The organism is Aliidiomarina taiwanensis (assembly GCF_003987015.1).
GTDB classification, from domain to species: domain Bacteria; phylum Pseudomonadota; class Gammaproteobacteria; order Enterobacterales; family Alteromonadaceae; genus Aliidiomarina; species Aliidiomarina taiwanensis.
This window is the reverse complement of record NZ_PIPQ01000001.1, coordinates 622,900-647,809: the sequence shown is the minus strand read 5'-3', so window position 1 is coordinate 647,809 and position 24,910 is coordinate 622,900. Positions and strand designations below refer to the sequence as shown.

The 24,910-nt window shown below is 48.3% G+C and carries 25 protein-coding genes and 1 tRNA gene; 10 read left to right on the top strand and 16 right to left on the bottom strand.

Annotated elements, in window-relative coordinates; all coding sequences use genetic code 11:
- Nucleotides 1-32: 32 nt before the first annotated feature.
- Nucleotides 33-542 (top strand): 3-hydroxyacyl-[acyl-carrier-protein] dehydratase FabA, encoded by a 510-nt coding sequence (fabA, locus tag CWE15_RS03000; RefSeq protein ID WP_126756548.1) that lies wholly within the window; start codon nt 33-35, stop codon nt 540-542.
- A gap of 68 nt (nt 543-610) precedes the next feature.
- Here fabA and rmf read toward each other — a convergent pair whose 3' ends face one another.
- From rmf to rlmKL, 5 genes are all read right to left on the bottom strand, one after another.
- Nucleotides 611-787 carry a ribosome modulation factor gene (rmf, locus tag CWE15_RS02995; RefSeq protein WP_126756862.1) on the bottom strand — a complete coding sequence of 59 codons (177 nt, stop codon included), beginning with the start codon at nt 785-787 and terminating at the stop codon, nt 611-613.
- 164 nt (nt 788-951) lie between these two features.
- Nucleotides 952-2,649: a DUF3466 family protein gene (locus CWE15_RS02990; protein ID WP_126756547.1), complete on the bottom strand. Its 1,698-nt coding sequence runs from the start codon at nt 2,647-2,649 to the stop codon at nt 952-954.
- Complete coding sequence (gene uup / locus CWE15_RS02985; protein ID WP_126756546.1) at nt 2,649-4,577, bottom strand: ATP-binding cassette ATPase Uup; 1,929 nt, start codon at nt 4,575-4,577, stop codon at nt 2,649-2,651. Before uup ends, CWE15_RS02990 begins: the two co-directional genes overlap by 1 nt.
- Complete coding sequence (locus CWE15_RS02980; RefSeq protein WP_126756545.1) at nt 4,574-4,813, bottom strand: glutaredoxin family protein; 240 nt, start codon at nt 4,811-4,813, stop codon at nt 4,574-4,576. Before CWE15_RS02980 ends, uup begins: the two co-directional genes overlap by 4 nt.
- On the bottom strand, nt 4,806-6,941 hold the full coding sequence (gene rlmKL / locus CWE15_RS02975; RefSeq protein ID WP_157980702.1) for a bifunctional 23S rRNA (guanine(2069)-N(7))-methyltransferase RlmK/23S rRNA (guanine(2445)-N(2))-methyltransferase RlmL: 2,136 nt from the start codon (nt 6,939-6,941) through the stop codon (nt 4,806-4,808). Before rlmKL ends, CWE15_RS02980 begins: the two co-directional genes overlap by 8 nt.
- Nucleotides 6,942-7,125: 184 nt before the next feature.
- Between rlmKL and CWE15_RS02970 the strand changes: the two genes are divergently transcribed.
- A tRNA-Met gene (locus CWE15_RS02970) sits at nt 7,126-7,202 on the top strand.
- An 86-nt stretch (nt 7,203-7,288) separates the two neighbouring features.
- Here the strand turns inward: CWE15_RS02970 and CWE15_RS02965 are convergent.
- The 3 genes from CWE15_RS02965 to CWE15_RS02955 all read right to left on the bottom strand — a co-directional run bounded on the left by CWE15_RS02965 (nt 7,289) and on the right by CWE15_RS02955 (nt 9,285).
- Nucleotides 7,289-7,777: a helix-turn-helix domain-containing protein gene (locus CWE15_RS02965; protein ID WP_126756543.1), complete on the bottom strand. Its 489-nt coding sequence runs from the start codon at nt 7,775-7,777 to the stop codon at nt 7,289-7,291.
- Nucleotides 7,778-7,968: 191 nt separating this feature from the next.
- Nucleotides 7,969-8,451, bottom strand: coding sequence for a hypothetical protein (locus CWE15_RS02960; RefSeq protein WP_126756542.1), 483 nt, complete (start codon nt 8,449-8,451; stop codon nt 7,969-7,971).
- A gap of 45 nt (nt 8,452-8,496) precedes the next feature.
- Complete coding sequence (locus tag CWE15_RS02955) at nt 8,497-9,285, bottom strand: class I SAM-dependent methyltransferase (protein WP_198674963.1); 789 nt, start codon at nt 9,283-9,285, stop codon at nt 8,497-8,499.
- Between the two features lie 169 nt (nt 9,286-9,454).
- Here CWE15_RS02955 and CWE15_RS02950 point away from each other — a divergent pair, with 169 nt between their 5' ends.
- A complete protein-coding gene (locus CWE15_RS02950) occupies nt 9,455-9,676 on the top strand; it encodes a TA system antitoxin ParD family protein (protein ID WP_126756540.1) in 222 nt (73 codons plus the stop codon).
- Nucleotides 9,669-9,959 carry a type II toxin-antitoxin system RelE/ParE family toxin gene (locus CWE15_RS02945; RefSeq protein WP_126756539.1) on the top strand — a complete coding sequence of 97 codons (291 nt, stop codon included), beginning with the start codon at nt 9,669-9,671 and terminating at the stop codon, nt 9,957-9,959. The genes CWE15_RS02950 and CWE15_RS02945 overlap by 8 nt, the downstream gene beginning before the upstream one ends.
- Nucleotides 9,960-10,028: 69 nt before the next feature.
- On the opposite strand, the gene CWE15_RS02940 is transcribed toward CWE15_RS02945, so the two are convergent.
- Complete coding sequence (locus CWE15_RS02940) at nt 10,029-10,442, bottom strand: hypothetical protein (protein WP_126756538.1); 414 nt, start codon at nt 10,440-10,442, stop codon at nt 10,029-10,031.
- Nucleotides 10,443-10,628: 186 nt separating this feature from the next.
- On the opposite strand from CWE15_RS02940, the gene CWE15_RS02935 reads away from it, so the two are divergent.
- Complete coding sequence (locus CWE15_RS02935) at nt 10,629-10,910, top strand: type II toxin-antitoxin system RelB/DinJ family antitoxin (protein ID WP_126756537.1); 282 nt, start codon at nt 10,629-10,631, stop codon at nt 10,908-10,910.
- A complete protein-coding gene (locus tag CWE15_RS02930) occupies nt 10,910-11,188 on the top strand; it encodes a type II toxin-antitoxin system RelE/ParE family toxin (protein ID WP_126756536.1) in 279 nt (92 codons plus the stop codon). Before CWE15_RS02935 ends, CWE15_RS02930 begins: the two co-directional genes overlap by 1 nt.
- A 57-nt stretch (nt 11,189-11,245) precedes the next feature.
- Here CWE15_RS02930 and CWE15_RS02925 read toward each other — a convergent pair whose 3' ends face one another.
- From CWE15_RS02925 to CWE15_RS02905, 5 genes are all read right to left on the bottom strand, one after another.
- On the bottom strand, nt 11,246-11,452 hold the full coding sequence (locus CWE15_RS02925; RefSeq protein ID WP_420807746.1) for a YqaE/Pmp3 family membrane protein: 207 nt from the start codon (nt 11,450-11,452) through the stop codon (nt 11,246-11,248).
- 628 nt (nt 11,453-12,080) lie between these two features.
- Entirely contained in the window at nt 12,081-12,644 is a 564-nt protein-coding gene (locus tag CWE15_RS02920; RefSeq protein WP_126756535.1) for a hypothetical protein, read from the bottom strand.
- Between the two features lie 319 nt (nt 12,645-12,963).
- Nucleotides 12,964-13,158, bottom strand: a complete 195-nt coding sequence (locus tag CWE15_RS02915) for a hypothetical protein (protein ID WP_126756534.1) — start codon at nt 13,156-13,158, stop codon at nt 12,964-12,966.
- Between the two features lie 318 nt (nt 13,159-13,476).
- On the bottom strand, nt 13,477-13,962 hold the full coding sequence (locus CWE15_RS02910) for a hypothetical protein (RefSeq protein WP_126756533.1): 486 nt from the start codon (nt 13,960-13,962) through the stop codon (nt 13,477-13,479).
- A gap of 180 nt (nt 13,963-14,142) precedes the next feature.
- Entirely contained in the window at nt 14,143-18,027 is a 3,885-nt protein-coding gene (locus CWE15_RS02905) for a S8 family serine peptidase (RefSeq protein WP_126756532.1), read from the bottom strand.
- A gap of 362 nt (nt 18,028-18,389) precedes the next feature.
- Between CWE15_RS02905 and CWE15_RS02900 the strand changes: the two genes are divergently transcribed.
- The 3 genes from CWE15_RS02900 (at nt 18,390) to CWE15_RS02890 (ending at nt 20,791) form a co-directional block, all read left to right on the top strand.
- Nucleotides 18,390-19,277: a LysR family transcriptional regulator gene (locus CWE15_RS02900; protein ID WP_126756860.1), complete on the top strand. Its 888-nt coding sequence runs from the start codon at nt 18,390-18,392 to the stop codon at nt 19,275-19,277.
- Between the two features lie 88 nt (nt 19,278-19,365).
- Entirely contained in the window at nt 19,366-20,061 is a 696-nt protein-coding gene (locus tag CWE15_RS02895; protein WP_126756531.1) for a pirin family protein, read from the top strand.
- A gap of 1 nt (nt 20,062) precedes the next feature.
- The gene (locus CWE15_RS02890; RefSeq protein WP_126756530.1) at nt 20,063-20,791 is read left to right on the top strand and encodes a sulfite exporter TauE/SafE family protein; all 729 of its coding nucleotides are present in this window, start codon (nt 20,063-20,065) and stop codon (nt 20,789-20,791) included.
- Here CWE15_RS02890 and CWE15_RS02885 read toward each other — a convergent pair.
- Complete coding sequence (locus tag CWE15_RS02885) at nt 20,788-21,042, bottom strand: Rho-binding antiterminator (RefSeq protein ID WP_126756529.1); 255 nt, start codon at nt 21,040-21,042, stop codon at nt 20,788-20,790. The two genes, CWE15_RS02890 and CWE15_RS02885, sit on opposite strands and share 4 nt — an antisense overlap.
- A gap of 117 nt (nt 21,043-21,159) precedes the next feature.
- On the opposite strand from CWE15_RS02885, the gene CWE15_RS02880 reads away from it, so the two are divergent.
- Nucleotides 21,160-22,329 (top strand): MFS transporter, encoded by a 1,170-nt coding sequence (locus tag CWE15_RS02880; RefSeq protein ID WP_198674962.1) that lies wholly within the window; start codon nt 21,160-21,162, stop codon nt 22,327-22,329.
- A gap of 21 nt (nt 22,330-22,350) precedes the next feature.
- Here CWE15_RS02880 and CWE15_RS02875 read toward each other — a convergent pair whose 3' ends face one another.
- Nucleotides 22,351-24,882 carry a putative bifunctional diguanylate cyclase/phosphodiesterase gene (locus CWE15_RS02875; protein WP_126756528.1) on the bottom strand — a complete coding sequence of 844 codons (2,532 nt, stop codon included), beginning with the start codon at nt 24,880-24,882 and terminating at the stop codon, nt 22,351-22,353.
- Nucleotides 24,883-24,910: the final 28 nt, after the last annotated feature.

Genomic DNA, 24,910 nt, shown 5'->3' with positions numbered 1-24,910 from the left:
ACGCGCAACATTTATAATATAAAGGTGTAACAATGCAGTCTTCTTATACACGCGAAGAACTCTTAGCCTGTGGCCGTGGTGAAATGTTTGGTCCTGGTAACAGCCGTTTACCAGCCCCGAACATGCTCATGATGGACCGTGTCACCCGCATGGAAGAAACCGGTGGTACCCATGGTTTAGGATATGTGGAAGCCGAACTCGACATTCATCCAGACCTTTGGTTCTTCGACTGTCACTTTATTGGTGACCCTGTCATGCCCGGTTGCCTAGGCCTCGACGCCTTGTGGCAATTACTTGGCTTCTTCTTGGCCTGCTCTGGTGGCCCCGGTCGAGGCCGTGCCCTAGGTGTGGGTGAAGTCAAATTCACAGGACAAGTATTACCAACAGCGAAAAAAGTAACCTACCGCATTAACTTTACCCGCGTTATCAAACGCAAGCTGTTTATGGGTATTGGCGACGGTGAAGTAGAAGTAGACGGCCGTGTCATTTACACCGCCAAAGACCTAAAAGTAGGTTTGTTTACCGACACATCTAAGTTCTAATATGTGCCGTTAAACACAGAAAAGCCCGGTAATTTGCCGGGCTTTTTGTTGTGAATTCAATAGTGAGTTTAGCGAATAAAATAACCGTCGTTGCGGGCTTCCATGGCCTCTCGCCACCCGCCTAACCACTCAGAACGAATATCGCTTTCTTGATAAGGACAAAGATCTTTCGAACGACCAGCAACTCCAGCTTTAAAGCCTTGGGCATTTGCCCTTTCTAAGCGATTCCGCTTCTGTCTTTTCATGCTCATGTTCACTTTCCTCTTGTCTTAATATAAGGCGTGCTTTTTTCACTGCACACTTACTTTGATAGCGAGGATCGTGGCAAAGTTCAATCAAAAAAAATGCGATCTCATCGGCTTTTCGTTAAGCAGCTGAGATCGCACCAAATTTAATTTGCACAAAAAGCTTATTTTTTCGCTTTTCGACGGCGGCGGCTAAATACTGCAAAAACAGAAAGTGTCGCAGCCATAGCAAACTGCATAGGGCTGAGAGCCGCACCTTTCCGCTCTTGGTTGCCCGTGTTATCGCCACAGGCTTCCACTGTGTCGCTGGCACGAAGTAACACAGGCTGCACCGCGTGAGTAGTGTAGCTGCGTCCGTCAATTTCACGGGTGACTTCTTTATTAGCTAAAGCCACAATATCGCCATGCTCGTTAATGCTTACCGCATCGAACAAGTGGTAGCCGCTATTACACGCCAATTGACTGTTTAAGTCCGTTAAGGTGTCGGTTTCTATATCGTATAGAAAAGCAGACGTTGGGCGATTTTGTACTAGGGTTCTGTCGCGCTCAGCACGACCAACCACTTGGTTTAAGTTGTTTAAATCGCGCGCTTCCCACGCTGAATGACTAAAGTGACCATCGGGGAAGACAGGCTCACGACCATCCACATGCGCTACAAATAAACGCTTCCGGTTAAATTGGAAGTTTCGAATTAATGCGTCACCCACAATGTAACCATTGTCGTTTATATGTGTCGCCCGCGACTGAGTGAAGCCTTCTGTATCCCGTGGTAAAACCCATAGGGCTTCACCGTCTTTAAATACAGTGGCATAACTTAAAACAAAAAACTCATTCCGTAGGCTAGTGAAGCCAACCGCAACTCCTTGGTTGTTAATATCTACAGCTTCACTGCGTACCACGCCGGTTAATCTGTCTTCTTCAGCTACATCCTCTTGTTCGTCTAATAAGGTCGGAGCTGCCCCTAAAGTCGTTTGACTTACCACAGTTCCTGTTGCATCGAGAGTCCAGGTATAAGCTTGCTCTGTATATAAAGGAGCCGTTATAACTTGCGCAAAACGCTCACTAAACCAAGCCGTGTGCATGCACACCTTCAGTGGTAGGTGAGCTGTTTCAGATTCAGGATCCGAACATTTTTCATAGGCAGCCACAATCCGGTCGTTGTCGGCTACAGCCGCATAACCCACCACTTGGTTGTGGTCGTTAATTGCATAGGCCCGAGACAAGCCGCCATAGGTTAATCCAGGCTCTGCAGGCAGCTCTACATGGTCTACCCCATTACTCCAAAGCCCATGGGGGTAGCGGTCGCGCACAAAGTACTGCACCGGCTCACCTGCACCATTCACACCCTCTTGCTGAATAAAAGGCGCTCTGTGCTCACCCACAACTTGGTTTTGTTCGTTTATATCGTGCAGTAGCACGTCGTTGCTTTGGCTTAACAAGCCCGTCGCCGGCTCTATTGTGTCAAGGTCTTCATTTAAAGACATGTTCATACCTTGAAACACTACGCCTCGTAAGCTACTTAATTTTTGTGCTGTCGAGTCAGCTAATGAACCATTGGTACTTAATAAGTAGTTACGCAATTGCATGTACTCACTGGCGGATAACTCATTGAAGTCTTCAATCCCTTCAAAGTTTTCCGGGTCTAATAGCTCCGTACGAATAAGAATATCAGCAAGGTTATAGCCAATACCCGTGTAATTGCCGCTGTTGTTCATACTGGTTACGGAAAAAGAAAGTGCACCCGTAACTGGCTCTAGCTCTGTCACTTCATAACCTGTGGCAGCGTTTGCAGCACCCGAGAAGCTCGCACTCACCAATAAAGCAGAAAGAGCTAAAGCAAGCTGTGTTTTTTGAAATTGCATTAATTATCCTCGAAATTCTCTAAGTAATCCCAACGCTCAAGCGCGGTTTCTAATTCTTCTTCGATGGCTTGTATACGCTCTAAAACAGGCTGCGTATCACCAATAGGCTGAGTAAAAAAGTCCGGCTCAGACACCTTTTCTTGCAAGCCTTCAAGCTCTTGCTCAAGCTGCTCTATTTTAGCGGGCAACTGCTCAAGTTCGCGTTTCAGTTTGTATGATAACTTGTTACCGCTACGAGCTGAAGTTTGCTGTGCTTGTGAGTGCTTTTCTTTCGCAGAAGTTCCCTGCTTTGGCGTATTAACCGCCCGTTTTTGTTCTTTTTCACGTTTTGCTTGCTGGTACATGGCCACTTCGTGGAAACCACCCACTATTTCAGTAATTTGACCATTACCTTCAAACAATAACACTTCGTTCGCCGTGTTTTCGATAAACTCACGGTCGTGGCTCACTAAGAGTACCGTGCCTTTAAACTCCGACACAATAGTTTCAAGCAATTCTAAGGTTTCCACATCCAAGTCGTTGGTGGGCTCATCCAGAATCAGCAAGTTGCATTCTTTCAGTAGAATTTGGGCCAACAACACCCGGTTGCGCTCACCGCCAGACAAGGCCTTCACTGGCATACGGGCTTGCTGCGGGGTAAACAGGAAGTCTTGCAAATAGCTGTATATATGGCGAGTGCGCCCACCAAAGGTCACATCCATTTTGCCTTCGCCCACGTTGTCCGCTATCGACTTTTCTGGGTCAAGCTCAGCACGGTGCTGATCGTAATAAGCCACATTCAGCTTGGTGCCCTGCTCCATCGTGCCAGCCGTGGGCTGTAAGTCACCAAGAATCAGTTTAATCAGGGTACTTTTCCCAATTCCATTCGGACCCACAATGGCAATTTTGTCGCCCCGTTGCAGGGTAAAGGTAAAGTCTTTCACCAGCACTTTGTCGTTGTACTGAAACGAAATATTATTTGCCCGCCAAACAATTTTGCCCGAGCGTTCAGCTGCCTGCGCTTCAAAATTCGCTGTCGACTGCTTCTCGCGGCGTTGTTTGCGCTCTTCGCGCAAGGCTTTTAGCGCCCGTACTCGACCTTCGTTGCGGGTACGACGGGCTTTAATACCTTGGCGAATCCACACTTCTTCTTCGGCCAGCTTTTTGTCGAAGGCCGCATTATGGGCTTCTTCTACTTCCAGCAAACGCTGTTTTTCCACTAGATAGGCGTCATAATTGCCTGGGAAGCTATGCAGCTCGCCCCGGTCTAAGTCTACAATACGTGTGGCTAAGGCCCGAATAAAGGCCCGGTCGTGGCTTATAAATACAATCGAACCATGAAAGTCACGCAAGGTTTGCTCAAGCCACTGCACAGTTTCTACGTCTAAGTGGTTCGTGGGCTCGTCTAATAACAATACATCGGGTTGAATCACCCAAGCTTTCGCCAAGGCCACACGGCGCAACCAACCACCGGACAAACTGTCCAAGCGGGCTTGGCCGTCTAACCCTAAACGCGTCAGGGTTTGCTCAATTTGCTGCTGCACTTCCCAGCCATTTTGGGCTTCTAGCACTTCTTGTACTTTCGAAAGCTCCGTAAACAAGGCTTCGTTGGTAGGCTCGTCGGTCATGCGTTGAATCAGGCGCGCATACTGGCTTAAATGTTCTTTTAAGTCGGCAAAGGCCCCAGCGACAAAGTCGAACACCGCCATTTCCGTGCGCGCAGGCGGGTCTTGCGGCAACATAGCCACTTTCAAGCCAGCGTCTTTCTTTAATTCGCCATCGTCCAGCGCTACTTGGCCATTTAACACCTTTAGCAAACTCGACTTGCCCGCACCGTTACGGCCAACAATACACAGGCGCTCGTCGCGCTCCACAATTAACTGTGTGTTGTCTAATACAGGCGCCGTACCAAAGGCTAAACGGGCATTTTGTAAACGAAGTAAACTCATTGTTCGAGAAAATTCCTTAACTTGTCATCGCCGAAAGGCCATTTCAATTCGGCATCATCGTGCTCACGCACTAAAACAGGCACTAAATTGCCATACTCTTCAAGCAGCTCTGCTTGGCTGGCAATGTCCACCTCGTGCAACGCCACAGGCTGTTGCAGCGCCATACGCTGTATAAGCTGCTTGGCCATGGTGCATAAGGGGCAGTTGTCTTTTGTCAGTAAATAAAAATTACGCATGCTCTATATACCAGCAGTAATGAATGGCGCGCTGGCGTTTAAAGTCTTCCGACGTGGTGGCATGGGTGCGTTCATCCGCTTTTAATGCCAGTTCTGCAAGCCCTGCCTGATCCAGCTTAAACCTGCGTTTGTTGGTCGAAAATATCAGCAAGCCACCAGGCGCCAACAGGCTTTTCACCTGACGCAATACGTCAAGGTGGTCACGTTGAATGTCAAAGGTGTCTTCCATGCGTTTCGAATTTGAAAACGTCGGCGGGTCTAAGAAAATCAAGTCCCACTGCTGCCCCGAGCCTTGCATGTCACTTAGCCACTGCAGGCAGTCCGCTTGAATAAAAGCGTGCTTATTAATGGTTAAATGGTTCAGACGGAAGTTGTCTTTGGCCCAGTTTAAGTAGGTGCGCGACATATCCACCGTGGTCACTTCCGTCGCCCCGCCTAAAGCCGCATGCACAGACGCACTGCCCGTATAGCCAAACAGGTTCAACACCCGCTTGTTCGCCGCCCGCTTTTGAATGTCTTTACGGACTAAACGGTGGTCTAAGAACAGCCCCGTGTCTAAGTACTGGGTCATATTCACCCAAAAAGCCGCATTGTATTCACGGGTTTGGAACACCACAGCATCGTCTTCGGCCGTGTTTTTCTTATTGTACTGCGCAAGCCCTTTCTGGCGACGACGCTGCTTGGTGTGAATATTGTCAGGGTCAATCGGCAATACTGCTAAAATGGCATCAATTAAGTCCCAAAAGCGGTTTTCCGCCACATGATCAGGAATATCCGCCGGAGCTGCGTATTCTTGCACCACCAGGTGGTCGTTATAGTAGTCAATGGCTGCGTTGTAGTCGGGCAAGTCCGCGTCGTACACACGAAAGGCTTCCACCCCTTCCCGCTTCGCCCACTTGCGGCGCTGCTGCCAATTCTTTTTCAAACGGTTGGCAATGTCGGTGTTGTCTTTCGCCCCAAGCTGCTTTTGGCCTTCCAGCTTATAAACAGCCAAACGCACAGAAATAGGTCCGTTATTAAAGTTGTATTTCTTCCAGGCACGTAACCGCAGCGACTTCAACAAGACGTCGCTTGGTGCTAACACACTGGCGTTCCAAGTACCTTCTAATTGATACAACACAGCGCCAAAGTTTCGGAACAACACATGGGCCGAAAGCGGAGTTTCTAAGCGTTCACCATAAGGCGGGTTGGTTACCAGCAGGCCGTTTGCTTGCTCGCCTACAAAACTCACTAAGTCCGCCGTTGCCGCGTCTAATCGTTCAAATTGGAATAAGTCTGCCAGCCCCAAAAGCTCTGCAGACGCAGCCGCTTGAGCCAGTACTTTCGGCTCTAGGTCACTGCCATAAAAGGTGGTGGTACAGCTGGCTTTGCCTGCTGCAAAACGCTGCTCGGCTGCCGCCAAGGTTTCTTCCCATAAGCCTTGGTCGTGTGCTTTTAAACCGAAAAAGCCCCAATGTTCGCGCAGCAAGCCAGGTGCACAGTCTGTTAATAGCATGGCGGCTTCGAGTAATAAGGTACCCGAGCCACAAAATGGGTCTACTACTGCAGAAGGCGTAGGCTCTGCCAGCGAATTCAAACTCCGCTGCACAACAGCCGCAGCCAAAGTTTCACGAATAGGCGCTTGCCCCGTACCATGGCGGTAACCCCGCTCATGCATGCCCGACCCAGAAAGGTCTAAATAAAAATTCGCGTTCTCTTTGCCCAGCTGCACCACCACCATGACACCCGCTTCGTCGCGGTCCACCGCTGGGCGTTGGTCGAAGGTACGCCAGTAATCCAAATAACCGTCTTTTACCACTTGCGCAGAAAAGCCCGTATGGCGCAGCGCGTCGTTGGTACCGCTAAAGCGCACCACAAAGCTGTCGTCGCCATTTACATAGCTGCCCCAAGGCACCTTGGTAGACTCGCGTAACAAAGACTCGCGGTCCGACACCGGCCCTTCATGTAGGTGCAAAAGCACTCGGCTGGCCGTACGCAAGTTTAAACACAGGCTGTAAGCAGCGGCTAAATCGCCCTTACAAGTTACCCCACCGTGAGTTAGCTTCACTTCAGAAACAGGCTGTTGGCTTAACTCAGCCGACAGCAACTCTTCTAAACCATGCGCGCAAGAAATATAAAATTGATACATAAGGCCATCCGTTCGTTTTAATGGCGCATAGTATACCTGTTCAGCAAGGCTATGTCTGTTATAGCTTTTCAAGCCAATATGCACACATAAGCAGCACATTGCCCAATAAGTACGCACTTAAACGCTTTTTCAAGAAATAGGCTTGCGTTCTGCTCTGCGCATCATTATAGTGCACTTCATCGGACGCGGGGTGGAGCAGTCTGGTAGCTCGTCGGGCTCATAACCCGAAGGTCGTAGGTTCAAATCCTGCCCCCGCAACCAACGTATTCAAAAGAAAGCCCGAACAGAAATGTTCGGGCTTTTTTGTATCGCGGGCTCAATCAATGTCCTTATCGCGCACGACATTCCTACAGCTTACGCCCTAGCTTCCACTCGACCAGCTTTTTTTCCCATTTAGGGCTTATAAAGCTTATAACTTCAAAGGCAAGCAACCCTTGCACGACCAAACCTATGCCTAACCCCGCAAAAATCATATAAACGACTGGCTCATCATGAAATGCGAAGAGAAAAACCGCAGCAAGCACCAGGTAGGTTATCAGGTGATCATAAAATGCTTTCATACGTTTGCCGCTCATTAATGCTTCTTGCTCATCAGGCTGAAGCCCCTCATTGGTTTTCTTGTTTTCTAATCGTTCATTCGTTTCTTTCATCGTCTTGTCCTCTGGTTGTAAAATAGAAAGTTCTATCTCAAACACAGAAGCAAGTGCTTTGCTGGTTTCCAAGCTCGGCCGATAGCCTTGTTCAATCCGTTGAATCGTGCGCGTGGTAACCCCTGCCATTTCGGCTAGTTGGCTTTGCGTCCACCCTCTTTTCAAGCGAAGTTTTCTTACTATCATGGCTATTCCCTTACTGTTTGAGATGCACCAAGCGTTACAAACTTTTCGCCATTTGAGAACGAAAGGAACACGAAATGAACACGACACATCAATAAAATCAATAGGTTAAAAAGCAAGCATTCGGCTTTGTTAGCGAATCCGCTTTCTCGTAAAGCATAGTATTAGAGTAGCAGCTTTTGCTTTTGTAGTGGTCAGTGTTTCGGTAACGTGAAGTCTTCGTCAACGAAGAAGTCAGCATAGCTATGTAGCGCGCCAACAAGGGCGACGGCCGCCTGGCGCTTTTCAGCTAGGTCGCTGTTTTGCTCCATGGTTTGGGCGCTCACCATCATGCGAGCAATCACAATATGCAGCTGGGCGTCAGCGGCGGGCTCAAGTTCGCAATTGGCAAAGATATACGCTATTTGTTCATTCACCTGCCCTGCCAGGGTTTTGTAGCCCGCTGCGTTTAATGAATGGTTGTGTATGTCTGCCAGCACTGCGCTTACATTCTGGCTCACTGTGGCCATCGACTGGCGAAGCGGCGCATCGGTTTCCCATTTCTTACCGTTGTTAAGTTGCAGTTCAACACCTTCAGCATGATGGTGATCGTGCTCATCAGCGCTACCGGGAAAAGCAGTCGCCGTGAAAGCCAAGGTTGCAACAAGTCCGACAATCGAGCCAATAGGTAATTTCATAATCTATCCTTTTGTCAATTAGTGTGTCTTTACATATAACGAGGGTTAATTCGGTTGCCAACTCATAAAAGCCCAGCGTAGAGGTTCACCGCCCTGCTTTGCGTACTCCGGCTGCTGTTGGTACCAGCGGCTTAAGGTGTGCTTTTCTGCCGTGCTCAGGGGGCCAAAGCGAGTGTCTACCTTTTCAATAAACTCGGCTTCCGAACGGCTGCCCGCAAGGCCACTGGGCAGCTCAATATAATCCATAGTCGGATAAATATTGCGTTGATACAGCATGTTCAACACATACATATGATCAGGAAAACTGGTGTCGGGCCGACCTAACAGCTCGGCTATTTCACGGCTTTGAAAACGTCCGCCAACCAAATGCGTCATATACACGCGTTTGCGAGTGTGGGCATTCAGTTTAGTTAAAGCCCTGTCCATGTCGTTCACAATACTGGCGCGAGACACAACCGTAATGTCGCACACAGGCACTTGCTCCCAAGGGGCATCCCAGGAGCATTCAATAGGCGCCACATTATTTAACTCAAGCCGCTTAGCATGCTCCATCAGGGCCGTTAGCATTCCTGAACTATAGTCGAGCCCATACACCTGTTGCACGTGCGGCGCCAACGCCAAACCAATGGTGCCAGGCCCACACCCCACATCAAGCACAGTGTCGCTTGCATGCAACTGAACCCGACGTACAAATTCCCTCGCATAATCACTGTCGGTTCCAGGCGAAGCCATGGCAGCCGCCTTCGCGTCCCACACACTGGCGGGCTTTGCTTTACGTCCACTACGGGCAAGGTGTTCACGGTACAGGCGGGCAAAATCAATGTCTTTTATCACGCACTCCATTCCTACTTCTTAAGAAACTGCATATGCGAGTAGTTATACCTGTTTCTCTAAAGGTATACGATGCTACTTATGGGGTATTTAACGAATCAGTTGCACTTTGCATCATTTGTGGCAATTTGCTACAATATGCGACAATGTTAACCTGCTTGAGGATATGCCCGTGGCAACTACTAGTATACGATTAGACAAAGAGCTTATAGATAAAGCCACTATTATGGCAAAAGCCCTTAACCGAACACCACCCAAACAAATAGAACATTGGGCTAAAATTGGTAAAATAATGGAACAAAACCCCGACTTACCTTATGGGTTTGTTAAACAAGCCATTATTGCGCAGGCTGAAAAAGAGGCAGGAAAGCTGGAGAACTACGACTTTGGTTAAAGTTACCAGCGTTTTACAAACGCCGAGTTTCAAGAAAGCCGTAAAGAAACTTAAACCGAATCAAAAGAAAGATCTAGATTCCGCCATTAAAGAGCTCATGAATGAACCTTCGCTTGGCGAACAAAAAAGAGGCGATTTATCTTTTTTGCGCGTTTATAAATTTAAAATGAGTAAACAGCTTACATTATTAGGGTACAGCTTTAATGATGGCACGCTCACTCTCGAATTAATGGCACTTGGTTCGCATGAGAATTTTTATCGCGATATAAAACGTAGCACCTAGAACCCCCATCAATAGAACCTGTTTATGCTGCCCCACCGTAAGGCAGTGCCTTACCTACCATCCCTTTTATTAAAGGGCTTTCGACCTCGCCAACCAATACCCCAGCAGTGCGCATGGGAAGTACGCTAGTACTAAGTCCATGGCTACAAACCAGGTGGGTGCGGGGACCATGCGGGCGGCTTGTATGCCACCGACGAAAAACAAACTACCTACCACCAGGGCGGCAGCTAGTTGGTGCTCTTTTGTTATTTTTACTGCGGCAAAGCTGCCAATAAAGGTGCCAACGGCGTGTGCTAGGGAGGGAAACATATAGTGTTTAGGCTCAAGCAGCGCATGGGCGGCTTGTATGCCTTCGGGTGTGCTTAGGTCGGCCCCGGTGGGCGGTGCAACAAAAAAGCCGCTGTTGAGAATAACGCCCATGTTTACAAAACCTCCGAGCGCCACACCTATAATAATGGCTAATAGAAGTCGAACAAATGACATTGAGGAGCTCCTTATGTTTTTAGGAATTATCATCACACACTTTTTGTTAACTCACCACCGACAAACACCAATAAAGGCCCTAAATGAACATACAGAGCGTTGGAGATCTGACTTAAACGCTTCGTTAGTTGCCCTTGCCTGACGCTGGTGCTAACATTTGTGTGTACAATTATTTGGGAGCAACGCATGGACACTAGAATTCAATTTCGTGTTGATGACGAAACAAAACGCTTAGCTCAGCAAATGGCTGAAAGCCAAGGACGCACGCTTAGCGATGCTTGTCGTGAACTTACTGAGCAAATGGCCGAGCAACAACGCAAAGCATTATCTCACGACGCTTGGTTAACTGAACAAGTAAATAAAGCATTTGAAAAGTTAGACTCTGGAAAAACTTCATTTGTTGATCATGACTCAGCAAAAGCACGAATGGCTGAACGAAAAGCAATGGTTCGTAGCCGAGGTCAATAATGATTTTATGGGAAGAAGCATCGCTAAATGATCGTGAAAAGATCTTTGAATTTCTTTATGACTTCAACCCTGAGGCGGCAGACAAAACGGACGATATGCTTGAAGCTAAGGTAGAAAACTTACTTGAGCACCCCCTCATGGGTGTGCAACGTGCTGGTATTCAAGGACGATTACTCATTATCCCCGAAATCTCAATGATAGTTTCTTACTGGGTAGACGGCTCCGCAATTCGCGTCATGCGAGTATTACACCAGAAGCAACAATTCCCTACCGGCTGATTGTGCCGGCGGGCAAAATAAGGCCCGTGTTTACTAGGATAGGCCCCTGCCCTATTTTTAGTAGTCTGGATTTGTCACCACCCAAAGTGCGTGGATAATCCCAGGCACTAAAAATATAAGGGAAAGCACCAGATTTATAAGAAAGTCTTTACCTAACCCTTTTTTAAGCAGCACAGCCAGTGGTGGTAAAAATATAGAGATAATAATGAGCAGTAAGCGGTCCATAGTTTCAGCTTTTGTTGGTTCATTTCGCATCGTTGTCATGTATAACCTAGCATGAACCGCTATAAACTCAATAAACTATCAACAAAAGCAAAGCAACAATGCCGAGGGTTAGGAATCCCATGTAGATACTTAGCTCAGCAATTCGCGTCATGCGAGTTTTACATCAGAAGCAACTATTTCGTAACGGTTGATTGAGGTTGGTGGGCAAACTAACGCTTTGCTCACCGGTAAATTGCGAGCGTAGCGAGTAATTTATCCGCGTGCAGCAATTTGTTAGCGATTGCTCGCCCGTAATTTGGACATAAGCTTCCAAACATACACAATACTCTGAACGGCTAAAACTGAAGTGAAAACCTCTACCAAGACAAACGACGTAGCAATCGGGTCATAGTTCTGAAAGTTTTCGAATCCGAGAGAGCAGTAACCCTTAAAAGACGATGCAATAATACCGATGCTCGGCGGAAGATAAACCAGCATTATGCATAGTGTAGCCAGTAATAGTGGTATCGCACGGGACCATAATACTGACTTAAGATTTTTGTCGAACTCTCCTCGGTCTTCCTTATGCTGCGGCATAACCTTAGCTATTGCGTTAACAATATCATCATGCCAAAGCGCATACAGGACGCCTGTTATGGCCAAAAGAACACTTGCTGCGGTAAGAAGCTCATTCATTAGGAATAAATTTTTCCGTCAGTCTGGCGTATGCGGCAGGGGATATTTCAAAAGTGGACACACTACCTCGCTTTTTCTTTATTTGCTGAAGTGTTCCATCTATTGATGCAAGCGCCCTATTGAGCTCTTCGACAACATTTTGGCTGTTGATTGTTACCACATAGGGACCAGTATTCCCCTCTTGCTGAGCAGACTCTAATGCTCTTCGTATTGAATTATCGATGGCGCCACGTAGTTGATATTGAAATTTGGACATTACTGCCCGAATCAATGCTCGACTTTCTGTAGCGCTCGTTTGAAAGAGTCGGCAAACCTCTTGTTCGTCCGGGATCCTGTTCTCGAACACATTTGTTATCAGGAGAAATAGTCGATATTCGTTGATATCAGATCCACGCCTGAATATCTTCTGCCCCAAAAACATGGAAACATATTCCCTCAGCGCAGCTGATGAATACGATGAAAGGGAATCTGAAATATCGTCTATCGAGCAATTTAGAATTCGGGCTAGCTCTTGCTGATCCTCATCACTGAGTTCAATTGTTGCATTTACTTCCATGCATCCTCCTTATCTATTTACGCTAACATTTATATACTAAGCATGCTTGGTATATCCAACAAACCAAACAGCTGCAAAGCCTTTCAGGCCGTGACTTTTAATCACCTTCACGCGTATAAAGCTGAAGTGTAAGTGTGCATGCACGTATATCTAATATAACAGGCATGCGTGTTAATAAATTGTAACCATTGATGTTAGCGAGGCTATGGCTAATTATCAAGCAGATAACGTGCCTGTTCTATTTGATGTTTCAGGTTTGTTGCGTAACGCACTCACTGGTAATTCGCCCATACACTTGCAATTGGTGTGGGCGAATACGTCAACGCTGTGGCCTTTCTGCATGAAATAACAAATCAAATATGGTTAGCATGAAGTTATGCGATCGTTTCGGGTCGCTTAACAACTGCATCATTTGGTTTTGGTGTGCGTCGCCTGGCTCTAGTTCATATCCGTCGGATTCATCTTCAAGCTTTATATCTTGCTGACGAATTTTTGATAGGCGGTAGTGGCTCATTACCACGTTGCTTAAGTCTATATCTGTTTTTCGGGCTCTACTGACCTTTCCCCCAAATTTAAAACGCCTAGTCTCGCCTGTGCAGCTACTTTAGTCAAAAAGCTTTGACCTTCGGTTATGCATGTATTTGGGCTGTAATTTATCGATTACTATTTTAATTCTGGTTTAGCTTTAAAATCATATTTTACCTTCCTTTATACTGACTTTAAGGAGTGCCATCAATTTTGATTTAAAGACTAACTTCATCAGTAGAACTGCTCTCTTGTTGCTCGCGGAAGCGTGTCATCAGCTCGATCAAACGAATTTATACTTCGACACCTACCCCTGATAAAAAATCTCGCGCTTGGTCACCAGGCAAGCTTTGCCTGACTCTGAGGGGGTTAGGTAATAGTACAGGTCGTTGTCTTTGTGCAGCATTAAGCTGGTTTTGTTCATGGAGCCGCCATAGGACATTTCACTGAACATTTCTTCCCGAACGACTTGGCAAGGCTGTTCCACGGTGAAGGTTTCTGTGTACGACCAGTCGCATTTGTTCTCTCGGGGCACAATGGTCAAAGAAATATGGCTGTCACCGTCGGAGTAGTCTTTGACAATAAGCGAGTTAAAAAAGCGCTCGTTTACGTTGTCGGAGTTCCAGAAGTCGTGTGAAGCATGTGCGTGTTCTTTTACAAGGAAGTTCGCAAGGGTTTCTGTGGTTTCAAGGCATTGAGTGAAGCCTGCGCTTTTAGCTTGGTCGGTCACTGTCGTGGCAAAAGCGGGGGTTATGAAACCGGCTAAAAGTACAGAAAAGGCGATTTTTTTCATTGTTATTCGTTGTCCGTTATATGTGTGGTCGTAAAACGGCCTTTATACATATTTTACAAATCAATTTCAACAACTTGCGCTTCTAAAGCGTTGAATTAGCTACCTGTAATAGCCATAAAAAAGCCACCCAACAGCTCCTTGCTGAGTGGCTTTGTGTTTACTGCTTAGAAAAGCATTCCCTTACTGTAGGCTTCCTCCCTGCTCTCGCTCGGGGGCGTGTTGTAACACCTCGGGCTGTGCTTTAGGTAAGCGGTGCTGTTTCTTGAAGGCGTCGGACATACGGGCCTTCACACGACCACTGGCAATGGAGGGCTCCACTTCGTCGTAGCTAATGTCAACGAGGCGGAAGTTGTCGAGTACCCAGCCTCGGAAACCGTTATACAGACTGTCCACCGTGTTAAACATGAAGCGTACTTGTATTTCACTGCCTGCATACTCGCTTAAGTCGAGGGTTTCGTTGGCCCACACTGGCATGCGGTTGTACCCTGCTGACGAGAAAGGCTTGGCGGCTCTTTCTGAGTCGTTCGGGTCCACATAGGGGTTCAGGGTACGCACCGTAACGAAGCTGCCGCCATTTTGCGAAATTTGGATTCGCATCAGGTCGAAGCCACTGCTGTTCGGGTTGACCGACTCAATTTCCCACCAGGTTTGCAAGTCAAGGTGCGGGTTGGTGGCGGTGGTGAGGTCTATCACCGGCGAGGTCAGCGTTCCTTGGTTCGACGTTGTAGAGCGCCCACCACTGAGTGGCGAGTCGTTCGGGTTTTGCGTCCCAATAAAGGTGCCCGTGTCAGCGGCGCCATACCACCACACATGGTCGCCTTGGTAGGCTTGTGGTAAGTAGGCAAAGTCACTTACTTCGTCGGGTGCAAACAGCACGAAGCCTTGCTCGACCAACAGGTTGTACAGGGTGTTCCCCGGCATGGCTTCTATATGCCACATACCGGTGGCCTCCCAGTCGCCTGCCCCTGCTTCGAAGTTATCGACGAACAGTTCTTCTTCCGTGTACACCACTTCGTTTAGGCGGAAGTTTTCGGTGCGATCAAGCCCTGCTAGCACAATCACTTCTTCCCTAACTATGGTGGCATGCATGGGGGCGCTTGCTTCCATGGTGAAGCTCACAATGGGCTGGCCATTCGCCGCTGTTTTCGAGATGTTCGAGATAACGTATTCACCATTGCTGTCGGTCACGGCTGAAGCGAAGTATCCGTTGGTGAGCTCACCACCGGAAATACGCACAGAAGCCCCTGCAATGGGCACGTCATTTTGATCAACCACTACACCGCTAATGGAGCCGACCGCGCCCGCGTCGGAGCTGGTCATATTCACAAACACCTGCTGCACGTCGTCGGCCGAGGCCACAAAGTTCACCGCGTTGTCTTGGTAGTCGGTGGCTTGGGCGAACACAGTGTAGCTGCCTGGCGTAAACCATGCGTGTTGCATGCCCTGTTCGTCGGTTAGCCCGGTGGTGTCACTGACCAAGCCACTTTCAAAGGCAATGGTTAGGTCCGCCCCGGCTATTGGCGCCAGCGAAACCGTGTCGCGGGCCACAAAGGTGACCTGCCCGACTGCAAACGGATAGGTGCGACTTGCGGTTACCAGGGTTTCGCTGGTTTGGTCGAGCAGCTCTACGTCAAGGGTAATACGGTGTTGGTTCGACTGCGGGTCGAAGCTACCGCTGAACATACCCATGTCAAACACACCAGAGCCTGAGTCTACCACTTGCCAGCTTTCGCCATTCACAAAGCTTTCCAGTGTCCAAGCTATGGTTTGCAGTTCTAAGTTACTGTCGATGCTGCTTACCATAAAGTCTGAGCTTGGCATAAACGGATTGCTCACTGTGTGCTGCACCGTCACACGGCCATTAATAATGTCTTGGGCCATGCTCACCGCATTTGCTGCATTTAACACAGGAATGGGGTTGGGTAAGTCCACCAGTTCCGGTGCTCCGCCTGTACAGCTGTCGCTCGTAGCGTGGCGCTGAGTAATAAAGGTGTCGGCGCTTTCAATAAGTATGTTGCGTACCTCGGCGGCACTAAAGCCTGGGTACATACTGTAAATAAGTGAAGCCACACCCGACACAACAGGCGCTGCTGCCGATGTCCCATTAAAGCCACCGCTATAGCAGTTTCCATAGGTGTCATTGTCGCTGACATAGTATTGCGACTGGCCGTCTACCACGGCCCCAACACCTAAATACTCGCTGGGTGCGGCAATGTCGACGGTGGTGCCATAGTTACTGTATGGCAGTAGTACACCGTCGGCACCATGAGCGGCCACCACTAAAATGTTGTCCAGCGGTGAGTAGCTACCTGTGTCGTTTAAGTGCAAGGCACCATTTTGGTACGTGGCACTGGTGCCGTCGTTACCTGCGGCCCACACATGCAGTACGTCGCTATTGTAAAGCGCAATTAAACGGTAAGCACGGCTAAAGAGAATACCCGCGTTCACCGAGGCGGAGCTATTCCCCATAGGCCCCCAGGAGTTGTTTACCACTTTAATGGCGTGCTCTTCACTGCTGTCGTTTTGTCCCAAGGTTTCAACGTAGCTATGAATACCCCAGCGCGAAAGCACCGCTTGGGAGGTATGGTTCATACCGGTTACACCAACCCCGTTGTCGCTTGCACCCACAATAGCGCCCGCTGTCGCATTCCCGTGGCCCGACTGGCCATTGGTCAGAACATGGCTAAAGCGCCCGGCAATTTCTTCGTGGTTCGCGTAGAAGCCACTGTCAATAATGGCCACGCGTATATTGCTGTTGCCTGTGGTTGTTTCCCAGGCTTCCACAAAGTTTGCGCCCTCGGCTTCTAGTTGCCAGTTACTGCCCCCATCGCCCCAGGTGTCTCCGTCGTCGGGCAGGGTTATAACAAAGGAAATGTCGGAGTTTACCCCCGTATGCACGCGCTGGTGCACACTGGCCACACTGGGCTGCAAACGCAGCATTTCAAGCTGTTCGCGGGCCAATAACGAGTCGGCGTTGTATTCCAATAGCAACCCTTGGGTGCTGTCGTACACACCTGGTTGAAGCTCTGAATAGGTGTTCACCACCAGGTCGCGTAATTCCGCTTCTGTGAGTACCCGGCTGACCACCCACGACTGGTTGGTGACCACACTCACCACTTCGTCTACGGGGGTGGTGCCGTCGTAGTCTTCAAGGGCTGCTGGGTCTGGCTCGGGAATATTGGTAGTGAGTATGGCCAGGGTTTGTTCACTTAAGCCCGACTCTGAAGTAACGGTAACATCGTAATAGGCGCTGGCGTCTATGGTGAATTCGATGGTGTTTCCGTTAACACGGGTAAATGACACGTCTTGGGCCGTGCTTCGGTTACTCACAGACCAGGTGGCACTCTCAAAGTCGTCGTCGCTGTCCAGGTACACGCTCAGGGTGTCACCCACGGTGCGCTGATCGCTTGCGACTAAAGCCACCCCGGTGACCTCAAGAATTTTAGGCTCGACAGTGACCACTACCGTGTCGCTGGCGGTTGCACCGTCACTGTCGGTAACTGTCAGCTGAAATTCAAGGTTTGTGTTTTCGTCTACGTCAGGTGCCACAAAGGTGGCGGTGGCCGTGTCTGCGTTCGCTAAGGTAACACTTGGCCCGGCTGTTTGTTCCCACAACCAGCTGGCAATGGCCACGTCGTCGCTGGCGTCTCCCTGTAAGGTGACAGTGTCGTCGGACGTGACGGTCATGTCTTCGCCAGCATTCACCGTTGGCGCTTGATTTGCCTCAAACTCAGCAGACACGGTACAGGCGCTGGTAATAGCCCCTGTGGTGTACGTGCCTTCACTGAAGCTGCCTCCACAGCCCTGCGTATTTAACAGGCGAAAAGCAGTGGCGTCCCAGGTGAGGGTGAACGCAGCCGTATCGCCATGCTCTACCGACCGCTCTGCGGGCGACCAGGTGCCCCCTATATTTACTTCAGTGCTGACGGTATAAACGTCGGGTGTTTCTTCTTCTTTCGAGTCGGAGCCGCCGCAGGCTACTAAAAAGAGCGCAGCAACAACCCCTGTGGTTAAATGGAGTAAGGATCGAGCCGAGAGCCCCACCCCTGGGTTTATTGGTTTCATAATAAGTATCCTTACCAATGTGAGCAAACGCCCTTGTTCACTACGAAACTCACGGCTGTGGGTTACAACGTCTAGTCGGAGCCTCCCCAAGAGCTATTATATGTAAATTAGGCAATAGCTTACAAAAACACAAAGTAATATAACAAGAAATCTACATGGTTCGTTATATATAACTGATGTTCCACACACTTTAATTTTTGTTTTTTTTGTGGGATCGACCATATCTTTACTGGGTTAAGCCTTTTGCATCGTGTTACTGTTCTTAAAAGCAGAACGTAAATTAGAACAAACCCTATTTTTTATTCCACAAACCCGAACGGTGAAGAGGTGCAATTTTTATGGCTAAGTTACTTGAAGGAAAAATACTTAGAGTCACCTTAGAGCAATGGCGTATGTTCCGTGCTGTGGTGCAATACGGTGGCTTTAACCAGGCGGCCGCAAGCATTCATAAAAGCCAGTCGAGCATTCATAATGCGGTGAGCAAAATTGAAAACAGCCTGAATGTGAAGCTATTTCAGGTAGAAGGGAGAACAACACACCTTACAGAGGCGGGCAAGTTGATGCTGCGCCGCGCGAACTTTTTACTGGACGAAGCGGCCAAACTTGAAATTGTTGGCCAGTCTCTTGGGCAAGGCACAGAAACCAGTTTACGCATTGCTGTCGACGAAATGTTTCCTCCGGCCTTGTTGTACCAAGTACTCGAGCAGGTTTCTTCGCAGTACCCATTGCTGCAAGTCGAGCTGGTGGAGTCGGTGTTAAGTGGCGCCAGCGAATTGATAAGCAATGCCGATGTGGACCTTGCTATTTCTCCCTTGGCGTTTACCGAAGGATTTTGCGAGCAGCTATGCACCATCGAATTTTTAGCGGTGGCCAACCCAAACCATGCGCTGCATGCGTTAGGCCGCAAGTTAACCGAGCAAGACCTAAAAAGCCACCGCCAGTTAGTGGTGCGGGACTCGGCACTGACCAATCGCAGCGACTCGGGCTGGCTAGGGGCTAACCAGCGCTGGACGGTTAGCCACTTACGCACCTCCATTGACATGATTTGCAATGGGCTGGGCTTTGCGTGGCTACCTGTTAGCGCTATACAGGAGAAACTGACTGCAGGCACGCTTAAACCCTTGCCTTTGCAGCACAACAGTAAACGCACCATGCAGCTGTACCTCGTATTTAAAGACGAAGACAGCCTTGGGCCTGCCGGGCACAGCTTTATTCATGAACTGCGTAACCGCTGCAACCATTCTGATTAAACGAATGGTTTGGGCTGTATTTGCTAATTTTTATTAAAATCAAAGAACGCTAAAGTAACTCCATTAAACGAACATAAGGAGTTCAGCTATGAAATATATTCGACGAGCGAATGAGCGTGGCGTGGCCAACTTTGGTTGGCTTAACAGCAAGCACAGTTTTTCTTTTGGTAACTATTACGACCCGAAACACATGGGTATTTCAGCACTGCGAGTGATTAACGACGACATGGTCATGCCTGGGCAAGGCTTTGGCACCCATGGGCACCGTGACATGGAAATTATTTCCTATGTAATAGAAGGCGCATTAAAGCATGAAGACAGTGAAGGCAATGCACATGTTATTCCTGCGGGTGACGTACAGCGTATGAGCGCCGGCAGCGGCATTATGCATTCGGAGTTTAATGCCTCGCAAACAGATCCGGTGAATTTTTTTCAAATTTGGATTCAGCCCAACCGTTTAGGTACTCAGCCTAGCTATGCGCAGAAAACCCTGCCGCAAGAGGACCCGTTAACTCCACTGGTCACGCCGGACGGAGAAGGCAATACGCTGTCGATGCAGCAAAATGCGCGTATGTCGCGTTTAATGTTGAGTACAGGCGATGTGTTTCACTTGGCGTCGCACGAAAGCATTGGTTATTTGCACTTAATTAAAGGCGAATTGACCACAGAAGACGACACCTTTGGTCCAGGCGATGCCTTTGCCATTGACCCAAACCAAGTGCTGCAGGTAAAAGCCGGGGCCGACGTAGAAGCCCTGTGGTTCGAACTGCCAGCGGCTCGTTAACATGGATGCGACGAGTTTGGCTCTGATTGCCGGTGTGGTGTTGCTCACCGGCATTTCGAAGTCTGCCTTTGCAGGGGCCCTGGGCGTGTTCGCCGTGCCCCTGTTAATGTTGAGCTTTCCTGCTCCACAGGCCATTGCCTTAATGCTGCCTATTTTAATTATGGGCGACGCTTTAAGTGTGCGTAGTTATTGGCAAAAGTGGGACACGCAGCTCTTGATGCCTTTGTTACCTGGAGCTGTGGTGGGGGTGCTGGTTGCCTATCTGATTATTGATGCAGTCAACCCAAGCCTGCTGCGTACCCTAATTGCTATTATTTGTATCGCTTTTGCGTTAAAAAGCCTGCTCTTTAAGCATATTCAACTGACTTTTTTCAAGAACAAGCTAGGTGCCTTTGGCATGTCCACCACGTCAGGCATCACCAGTAGCTTGGTCCACGCGGGCGGGCCACCTATTCTTATTTACTTTAGCGCCATTGGCTTAGCGCCGAGTAAATTTGTAGCCACTGCGGCTGTGTTTTTTGCCCTGATGAATTTACTGAAGCTCGCGGGCGCTGTGAGCTTTGACTTATTGTCACTAAACACCCTGGGGACCGCCCTGCTGTTCTTTCCTTTGTCGCTTCTTGGAAATTGGTTAGGTGTGACAATTAACGAGCGCTTAAACAAAGAACGGTTTCTTACGGTCATGAATGCCCTGCTGTTGGTGCTTGGCTTCTGGATGCTATTCACCTAAAAGCGTTTGTGAAACGACACTTGCTGAAAGTGCGGGTTTTCCACGCGAACTTCTAAACTGGCTACCTGGTCGAGCGCCACCAAGCGATGGTGGCCATGCTGGTTAAGCTCAATGCACTCTTCCCGTGCTTCATTCAAACAAGTATTCACAGCAATGCCTTCGATGGCTTCACCGGCGCGCATATGCAGCCGCACGGGGTACTGAAACAGGCAGGCAATTTCAACATAGTCATGCTGATCGCAGGTGATCATGTGTTACTCCTTGCTAAACAGCGGAGTGTGAAGGACACTCTTCCTGAAAGAGGGTTTACTTTCAGTATAAATAAACCTTAGCATAAACGCCTCATTGCTTGTGAACAGGAGCCTTCATTGAAAACAACTTCGTCGCCGTACATGTGGTTTGTATTTGGCCTCATGGCCAGCGTAACCTTTATTGGTCTGTTGTCGGAGTTACTACCTTCGGGTATTTTGCTGGAAATGACCGAAGGCTTAGGCGTTGAACAAGCCGAAGTCGGTTTTTTAGTGGGCGTGTATGCTCTCGCCTCGGCCGTATTCGCTATTCCTATTATTAGTGCCACGCTTTGGGTGAATCGCAAAGTTTTATTGCTCACCCTGTTAGTGGGCTTTAGCGTGTCGAATTTGGTGGTCGGCTTTAGCAGTAACTACAGCCTGATTGTGGCCATGCGTATTGTAGGAGGAGTTTGCGCCGGGATTATGTGGCCCATGATAGCGGCCTATGGCTCGAGCTTGGTACCGAAAGACCAACAAGGTAAAGCCATTACCATTATTATGGCGGGCAATACCTTTGGGGTGAGTTTAGGCCTGCCCCTTATGACCGTATTAGGGACCAGCTTCGACTGGCGGGTCTCGTTTATTGCCCTTGGTTTACTGAGCGCCCTGATTACACTGCTTTCGGCTAAATGTTTACCCCCGGTGGCCGGAGAAAAGCTCACCAGAGAAAACTCTCCTTTGGCTATGTTAAAGCTGCCTGCCATACAGGTTATTTTATTGCTCACCTTTTTGTCGGTAGTCGCCCATTACAGCACCTATACCTACATTGCTCTGTTAACCGAGCGCATTGCTTTTTGGGGTGGTATTAGTTTTGCGCTGCTTATTTTTGGGCTCGGCTCAATTGTGTCTGTGCTGCTGTCGGCGTACATTATTGACCGTTATCTGCAACAACTGATTGTGGGTATGTTATTCAGCGGCGCTCTGGCTATTGGTGTGCTTTCCTTCCTTGGGCACGTGCAAGGGCTTTCCCACGCAGCCTTTTTCCTTTGGGGGTTAGCCTTTGGCCCCTTAGTCACCATGTACCAAGCGGCTATTAGTAAGCGGGTAGCAGAAGGTAAAGCAATTGCCACTTCAGTGCAGTCGAGTATGTTTAACCTGTCGATTATGGTCGCCACTTGGCTGGGTGGGCTTATTCTGGTGCATTTGCCAGACTTAGGGGTGATCGGGGTGGGTTATTTATCTCTCCTCTGCTTTGTGCCGGCTACTCTTATAGCCGCGCTTGCTCACCATAGCTTAAGCAGCAAATAACGGCCCCTTATGCGCACAAGGTTAGCTTGTCTTGTGCGCATTCACATAGGCTTTTAACTCGGCTAAAGGCAGCGGTTTTGAAAAGTAAAAACCTTGCACGAAAACTTCGTCAATACCTTGTAAATAGTGAATGAGCCCTTCTTGCTCCACCCCTTCTATGACCACTCTTTTGTCCAGCTCCATGCACACCTTAATAATAGCTTCAAGCAATGAGCGTTTTTGTCCCGGCACTTCTGTGTCGAAGGTGAACTCCCTGTCTATTTTTATAATGTTTGCAGGTTGGCGGGACAAGTAGGACAAGCTGGAAAAACCGGTACCAAAGTCGTCAATTGCCACATTGAAGCCTTCGGCCATTAAGGCTTTTAATATGCCTTCAATGGAGCCTTTTTCCGACATCACGGTTTCTGTTATTTCCACAGTAATTTGCTCTGGTAGTAACCCTTTATTACGCACTTTTGCACTGAGCTTACGAACAAAGCCCGTTTGTTGTAACTGCTGTGGCGAGAAGTTAATAGACACGCCCAGATCAGCAAACTCTGGGTTGTCCCGCATATCATTCAATGCGCGCTCTAACACAAGCTCGCCTACTTGGTGGATTTGCCCGGTTTGTTCAGCCACAGGAATAAACACTGCCGGTGAAATATAGCGGTCGTCATTTTTCCACCGAGCTAAGCTTTCAACCGCGGCAATGCGCCCATCAGAAAGCCCATGTATCGGCTGATAAAACACCTCAATGTCGCCGTTATTGATGGCTTTTTGTAACGCACCCCGAATTTCCACCATACGTTGGTGACGCTCGTCCATAGCACTGCGATAAAAGCTAAGCTGGTTTCCACCCTGTTGCTTGGCATAATCCATAGCAATGTCGGCTTGTTGTAAAATAAGCTTATGATTCGCTTCGCCTTGCGTAGACACAGCAATACCTGCGCTTACGGTGAGGTGTACATCGACTTCGCCTAAGGGGTAAATCTCGGCAAGGGCCTGCATGACCTGCGTCACTTCCACAATTAGGTCTTCTTCGCTGATGTCGCAGTACAGTAATAAGAACTCGTCGTTACCAAATCGAGAAATTGCCTCGGCTCGAGCAGCGTGGGCTTCAAGGCGCCGTGCCACCATCACCAACACTTGGTCGCCCAAGGTATGGCCAACACTGTTATTCACAGCACTAAAGCCGTCGAGGTTTAAAAACACAATGGCGGTGGTTTTTCTTTGTTTCTGCAGCTCTTTAATTTTTTCCGTGAGTGCGTCACGACGCATAAGCCCTGTTAAGTCGTCAAAATGGGCCGTGGTATACAGCTTTTCAGACTGCTTGCGTAACAGATATACGGAGTCGGTAGCAAAGGTATAAATAAACACAAAAATGAGCGTAAACCAAATAATCCCTTGCTCTGTTTTTGCAGCGTTATTGAGCGCGCTATAATCTTCAATGTAGGTATACATTTTAAAGTTGAGCCGATTCATAAATTGAATGGGCTCCACTATAAAGTGATCATATTCAGCCATAAGAGCGTTTAAATCGGGGTAAAACTTATTCTGCGCATTCAAAGAGAAGTATATATTTTTGCTAATTTCAACGTAAGCAGCATACGCGTCTAGGTAACCCAAGTAATCACTATCAATGAGTTGGTCCACATTTAATAAAGCGAGCACCTGGTAACGCTCTTCTGAGTTTTTATTAATAAAAAAAGAAAACATGATGATAGGCACATCAGCGCTTAAAGTGGCAGCAGTTGTTCCGTACTTGATGCTTTCTGAAGGCCTGCGCAACCAAGCTTGTACATCTGGATCGTCAAGAATGCCCTTTTGAATAAAGCGCTCAGCAAATGGAGTAGCTTTGACAGGCTCTAGTTCTGTATTAAGTAAGGTGAGACCCTCTATCGCTTCGTAGTCTGCTGTGTAGATTGTAAAATCGACAGCAATTAACTTGTGGAAATCATCTTCATTCATGATATCTAAACGTGCTTTTATGCGGCCTAGCGCAGCACTATATTTGGCAACATTTCGGTTCACCATGGTTTCAAGCAGGTGTACTTTGCTTTTTGCGTTAATGGTTTCACGCTCAACGTTTTTTATGCCACTTAAATGCCATAAGCCGAAGCCGAGTAAAATCATGACAAACATAATCCGCCGAGCAACCTTCCCTGCATGGGCGCGCTCTTCGGTGTTGAATACTTTGATGGTGACTGCGCACAGCAGCGAAAGAACAAGAAGCGCATTTAAGGAAGTAATAAAACCGTTCGCATGTATCCATAACCAACGCGTGTTGGGTTCACCCCAAATATTGATCTGAAAATGGGCAAGCAGCGCCAAACCTGTCACTATGAGCACATAGCCTAATGGTTTGGCTTTCTGCGGAAATGTAACGGGCTTCAATACCAGTAATAGTAGACCAAGAGCAAACGCAACAAGCCCGGAGGGAAAGGGAATAATAGGCATGAGCTCGAGCGAAAAAAATAGTTTCTCGACCAAGCTTAGAATGGCCACAACAAAATAAACGTAGATAAACCCTAAATATAAGGTGTTTGCCGCCGTTCGAGAAAAAAACACAGACATAAGGCCTATTCACTCTTCATTAGTAGTA

Excerpts from the sequence above, each read along its gene's own strand:
- fabA (WP_126756548.1), top strand. The coding sequence starts at position 33 with ATGCAGTCTTCTTATACACGCGAAGAACTCTTAGCCTGTGGCCGTGGT.
- rmf (WP_126756862.1), bottom strand. The coding sequence starts at position 787 with ATGAAAAGACAGAAGCGGAATCGCTTAGAAAGGGCAAATGCCCAAGGC.
- CWE15_RS02990 (WP_126756547.1), bottom strand. The coding sequence starts at position 2,649 with ATGCAATTTCAAAAAACACAGCTTGCTTTAGCTCTTTCTGCTTTATTG.
- uup (WP_126756546.1), bottom strand. The coding sequence starts at position 4,577 with ATGAGTTTACTTCGTTTACAAAATGCCCGTTTAGCCTTTGGTACGGCG.
- CWE15_RS02980 (WP_126756545.1), bottom strand. The coding sequence starts at position 4,813 with ATGCGTAATTTTTATTTACTGACAAAAGACAACTGCCCCTTATGCACC.
- rlmKL (WP_157980702.1), bottom strand. The coding sequence starts at position 6,941 with ATGTATCAATTTTATATTTCTTGCGCGCATGGTTTAGAAGAGTTGCTG.
- CWE15_RS02965 (WP_126756543.1), bottom strand. The coding sequence starts at position 7,777 with ATGATAGTAAGAAAACTTCGCTTGAAAAGAGGGTGGACGCAAAGCCAA.
- CWE15_RS02960 (WP_126756542.1), bottom strand. The coding sequence starts at position 8,451 with ATGAAATTACCTATTGGCTCGATTGTCGGACTTGTTGCAACCTTGGCT.
- CWE15_RS02940 (WP_126756538.1), bottom strand. The coding sequence starts at position 10,442 with ATGTCATTTGTTCGACTTCTATTAGCCATTATTATAGGTGTGGCGCTC.
- CWE15_RS02935 (WP_126756537.1), top strand. The coding sequence starts at position 10,629 with ATGGACACTAGAATTCAATTTCGTGTTGATGACGAAACAAAACGCTTA.
- CWE15_RS02930 (WP_126756536.1), top strand. The coding sequence starts at position 10,910 with ATGATTTTATGGGAAGAAGCATCGCTAAATGATCGTGAAAAGATCTTT.
- CWE15_RS02925 (WP_420807746.1), bottom strand. The coding sequence starts at position 11,452 with ATGACAACGATGCGAAATGAACCAACAAAAGCTGAAACTATGGACCGC.
- CWE15_RS02920 (WP_126756535.1), bottom strand. The coding sequence starts at position 12,644 with ATGGAAGTAAATGCAACAATTGAACTCAGTGATGAGGATCAGCAAGAG.
- CWE15_RS02915 (WP_126756534.1), bottom strand. The coding sequence starts at position 13,158 with ATGAGCCACTACCGCCTATCAAAAATTCGTCAGCAAGATATAAAGCTT.
- CWE15_RS02910 (WP_126756533.1), bottom strand. The coding sequence starts at position 13,962 with ATGAAAAAAATCGCCTTTTCTGTACTTTTAGCCGGTTTCATAACCCCC.
- CWE15_RS02905 (WP_126756532.1), bottom strand. The coding sequence starts at position 18,027 with ATGAAACCAATAAACCCAGGGGTGGGGCTCTCGGCTCGATCCTTACTC.
- CWE15_RS02895 (WP_126756531.1), top strand. The coding sequence starts at position 19,366 with ATGAAATATATTCGACGAGCGAATGAGCGTGGCGTGGCCAACTTTGGT.
- CWE15_RS02890 (WP_126756530.1), top strand. The coding sequence starts at position 20,063 with ATGGATGCGACGAGTTTGGCTCTGATTGCCGGTGTGGTGTTGCTCACC.
- CWE15_RS02885 (WP_126756529.1), bottom strand. The coding sequence starts at position 21,042 with ATGATCACCTGCGATCAGCATGACTATGTTGAAATTGCCTGCCTGTTT.
- CWE15_RS02875 (WP_126756528.1), bottom strand. The coding sequence starts at position 24,882 with ATGTCTGTGTTTTTTTCTCGAACGGCGGCAAACACCTTATATTTAGGG.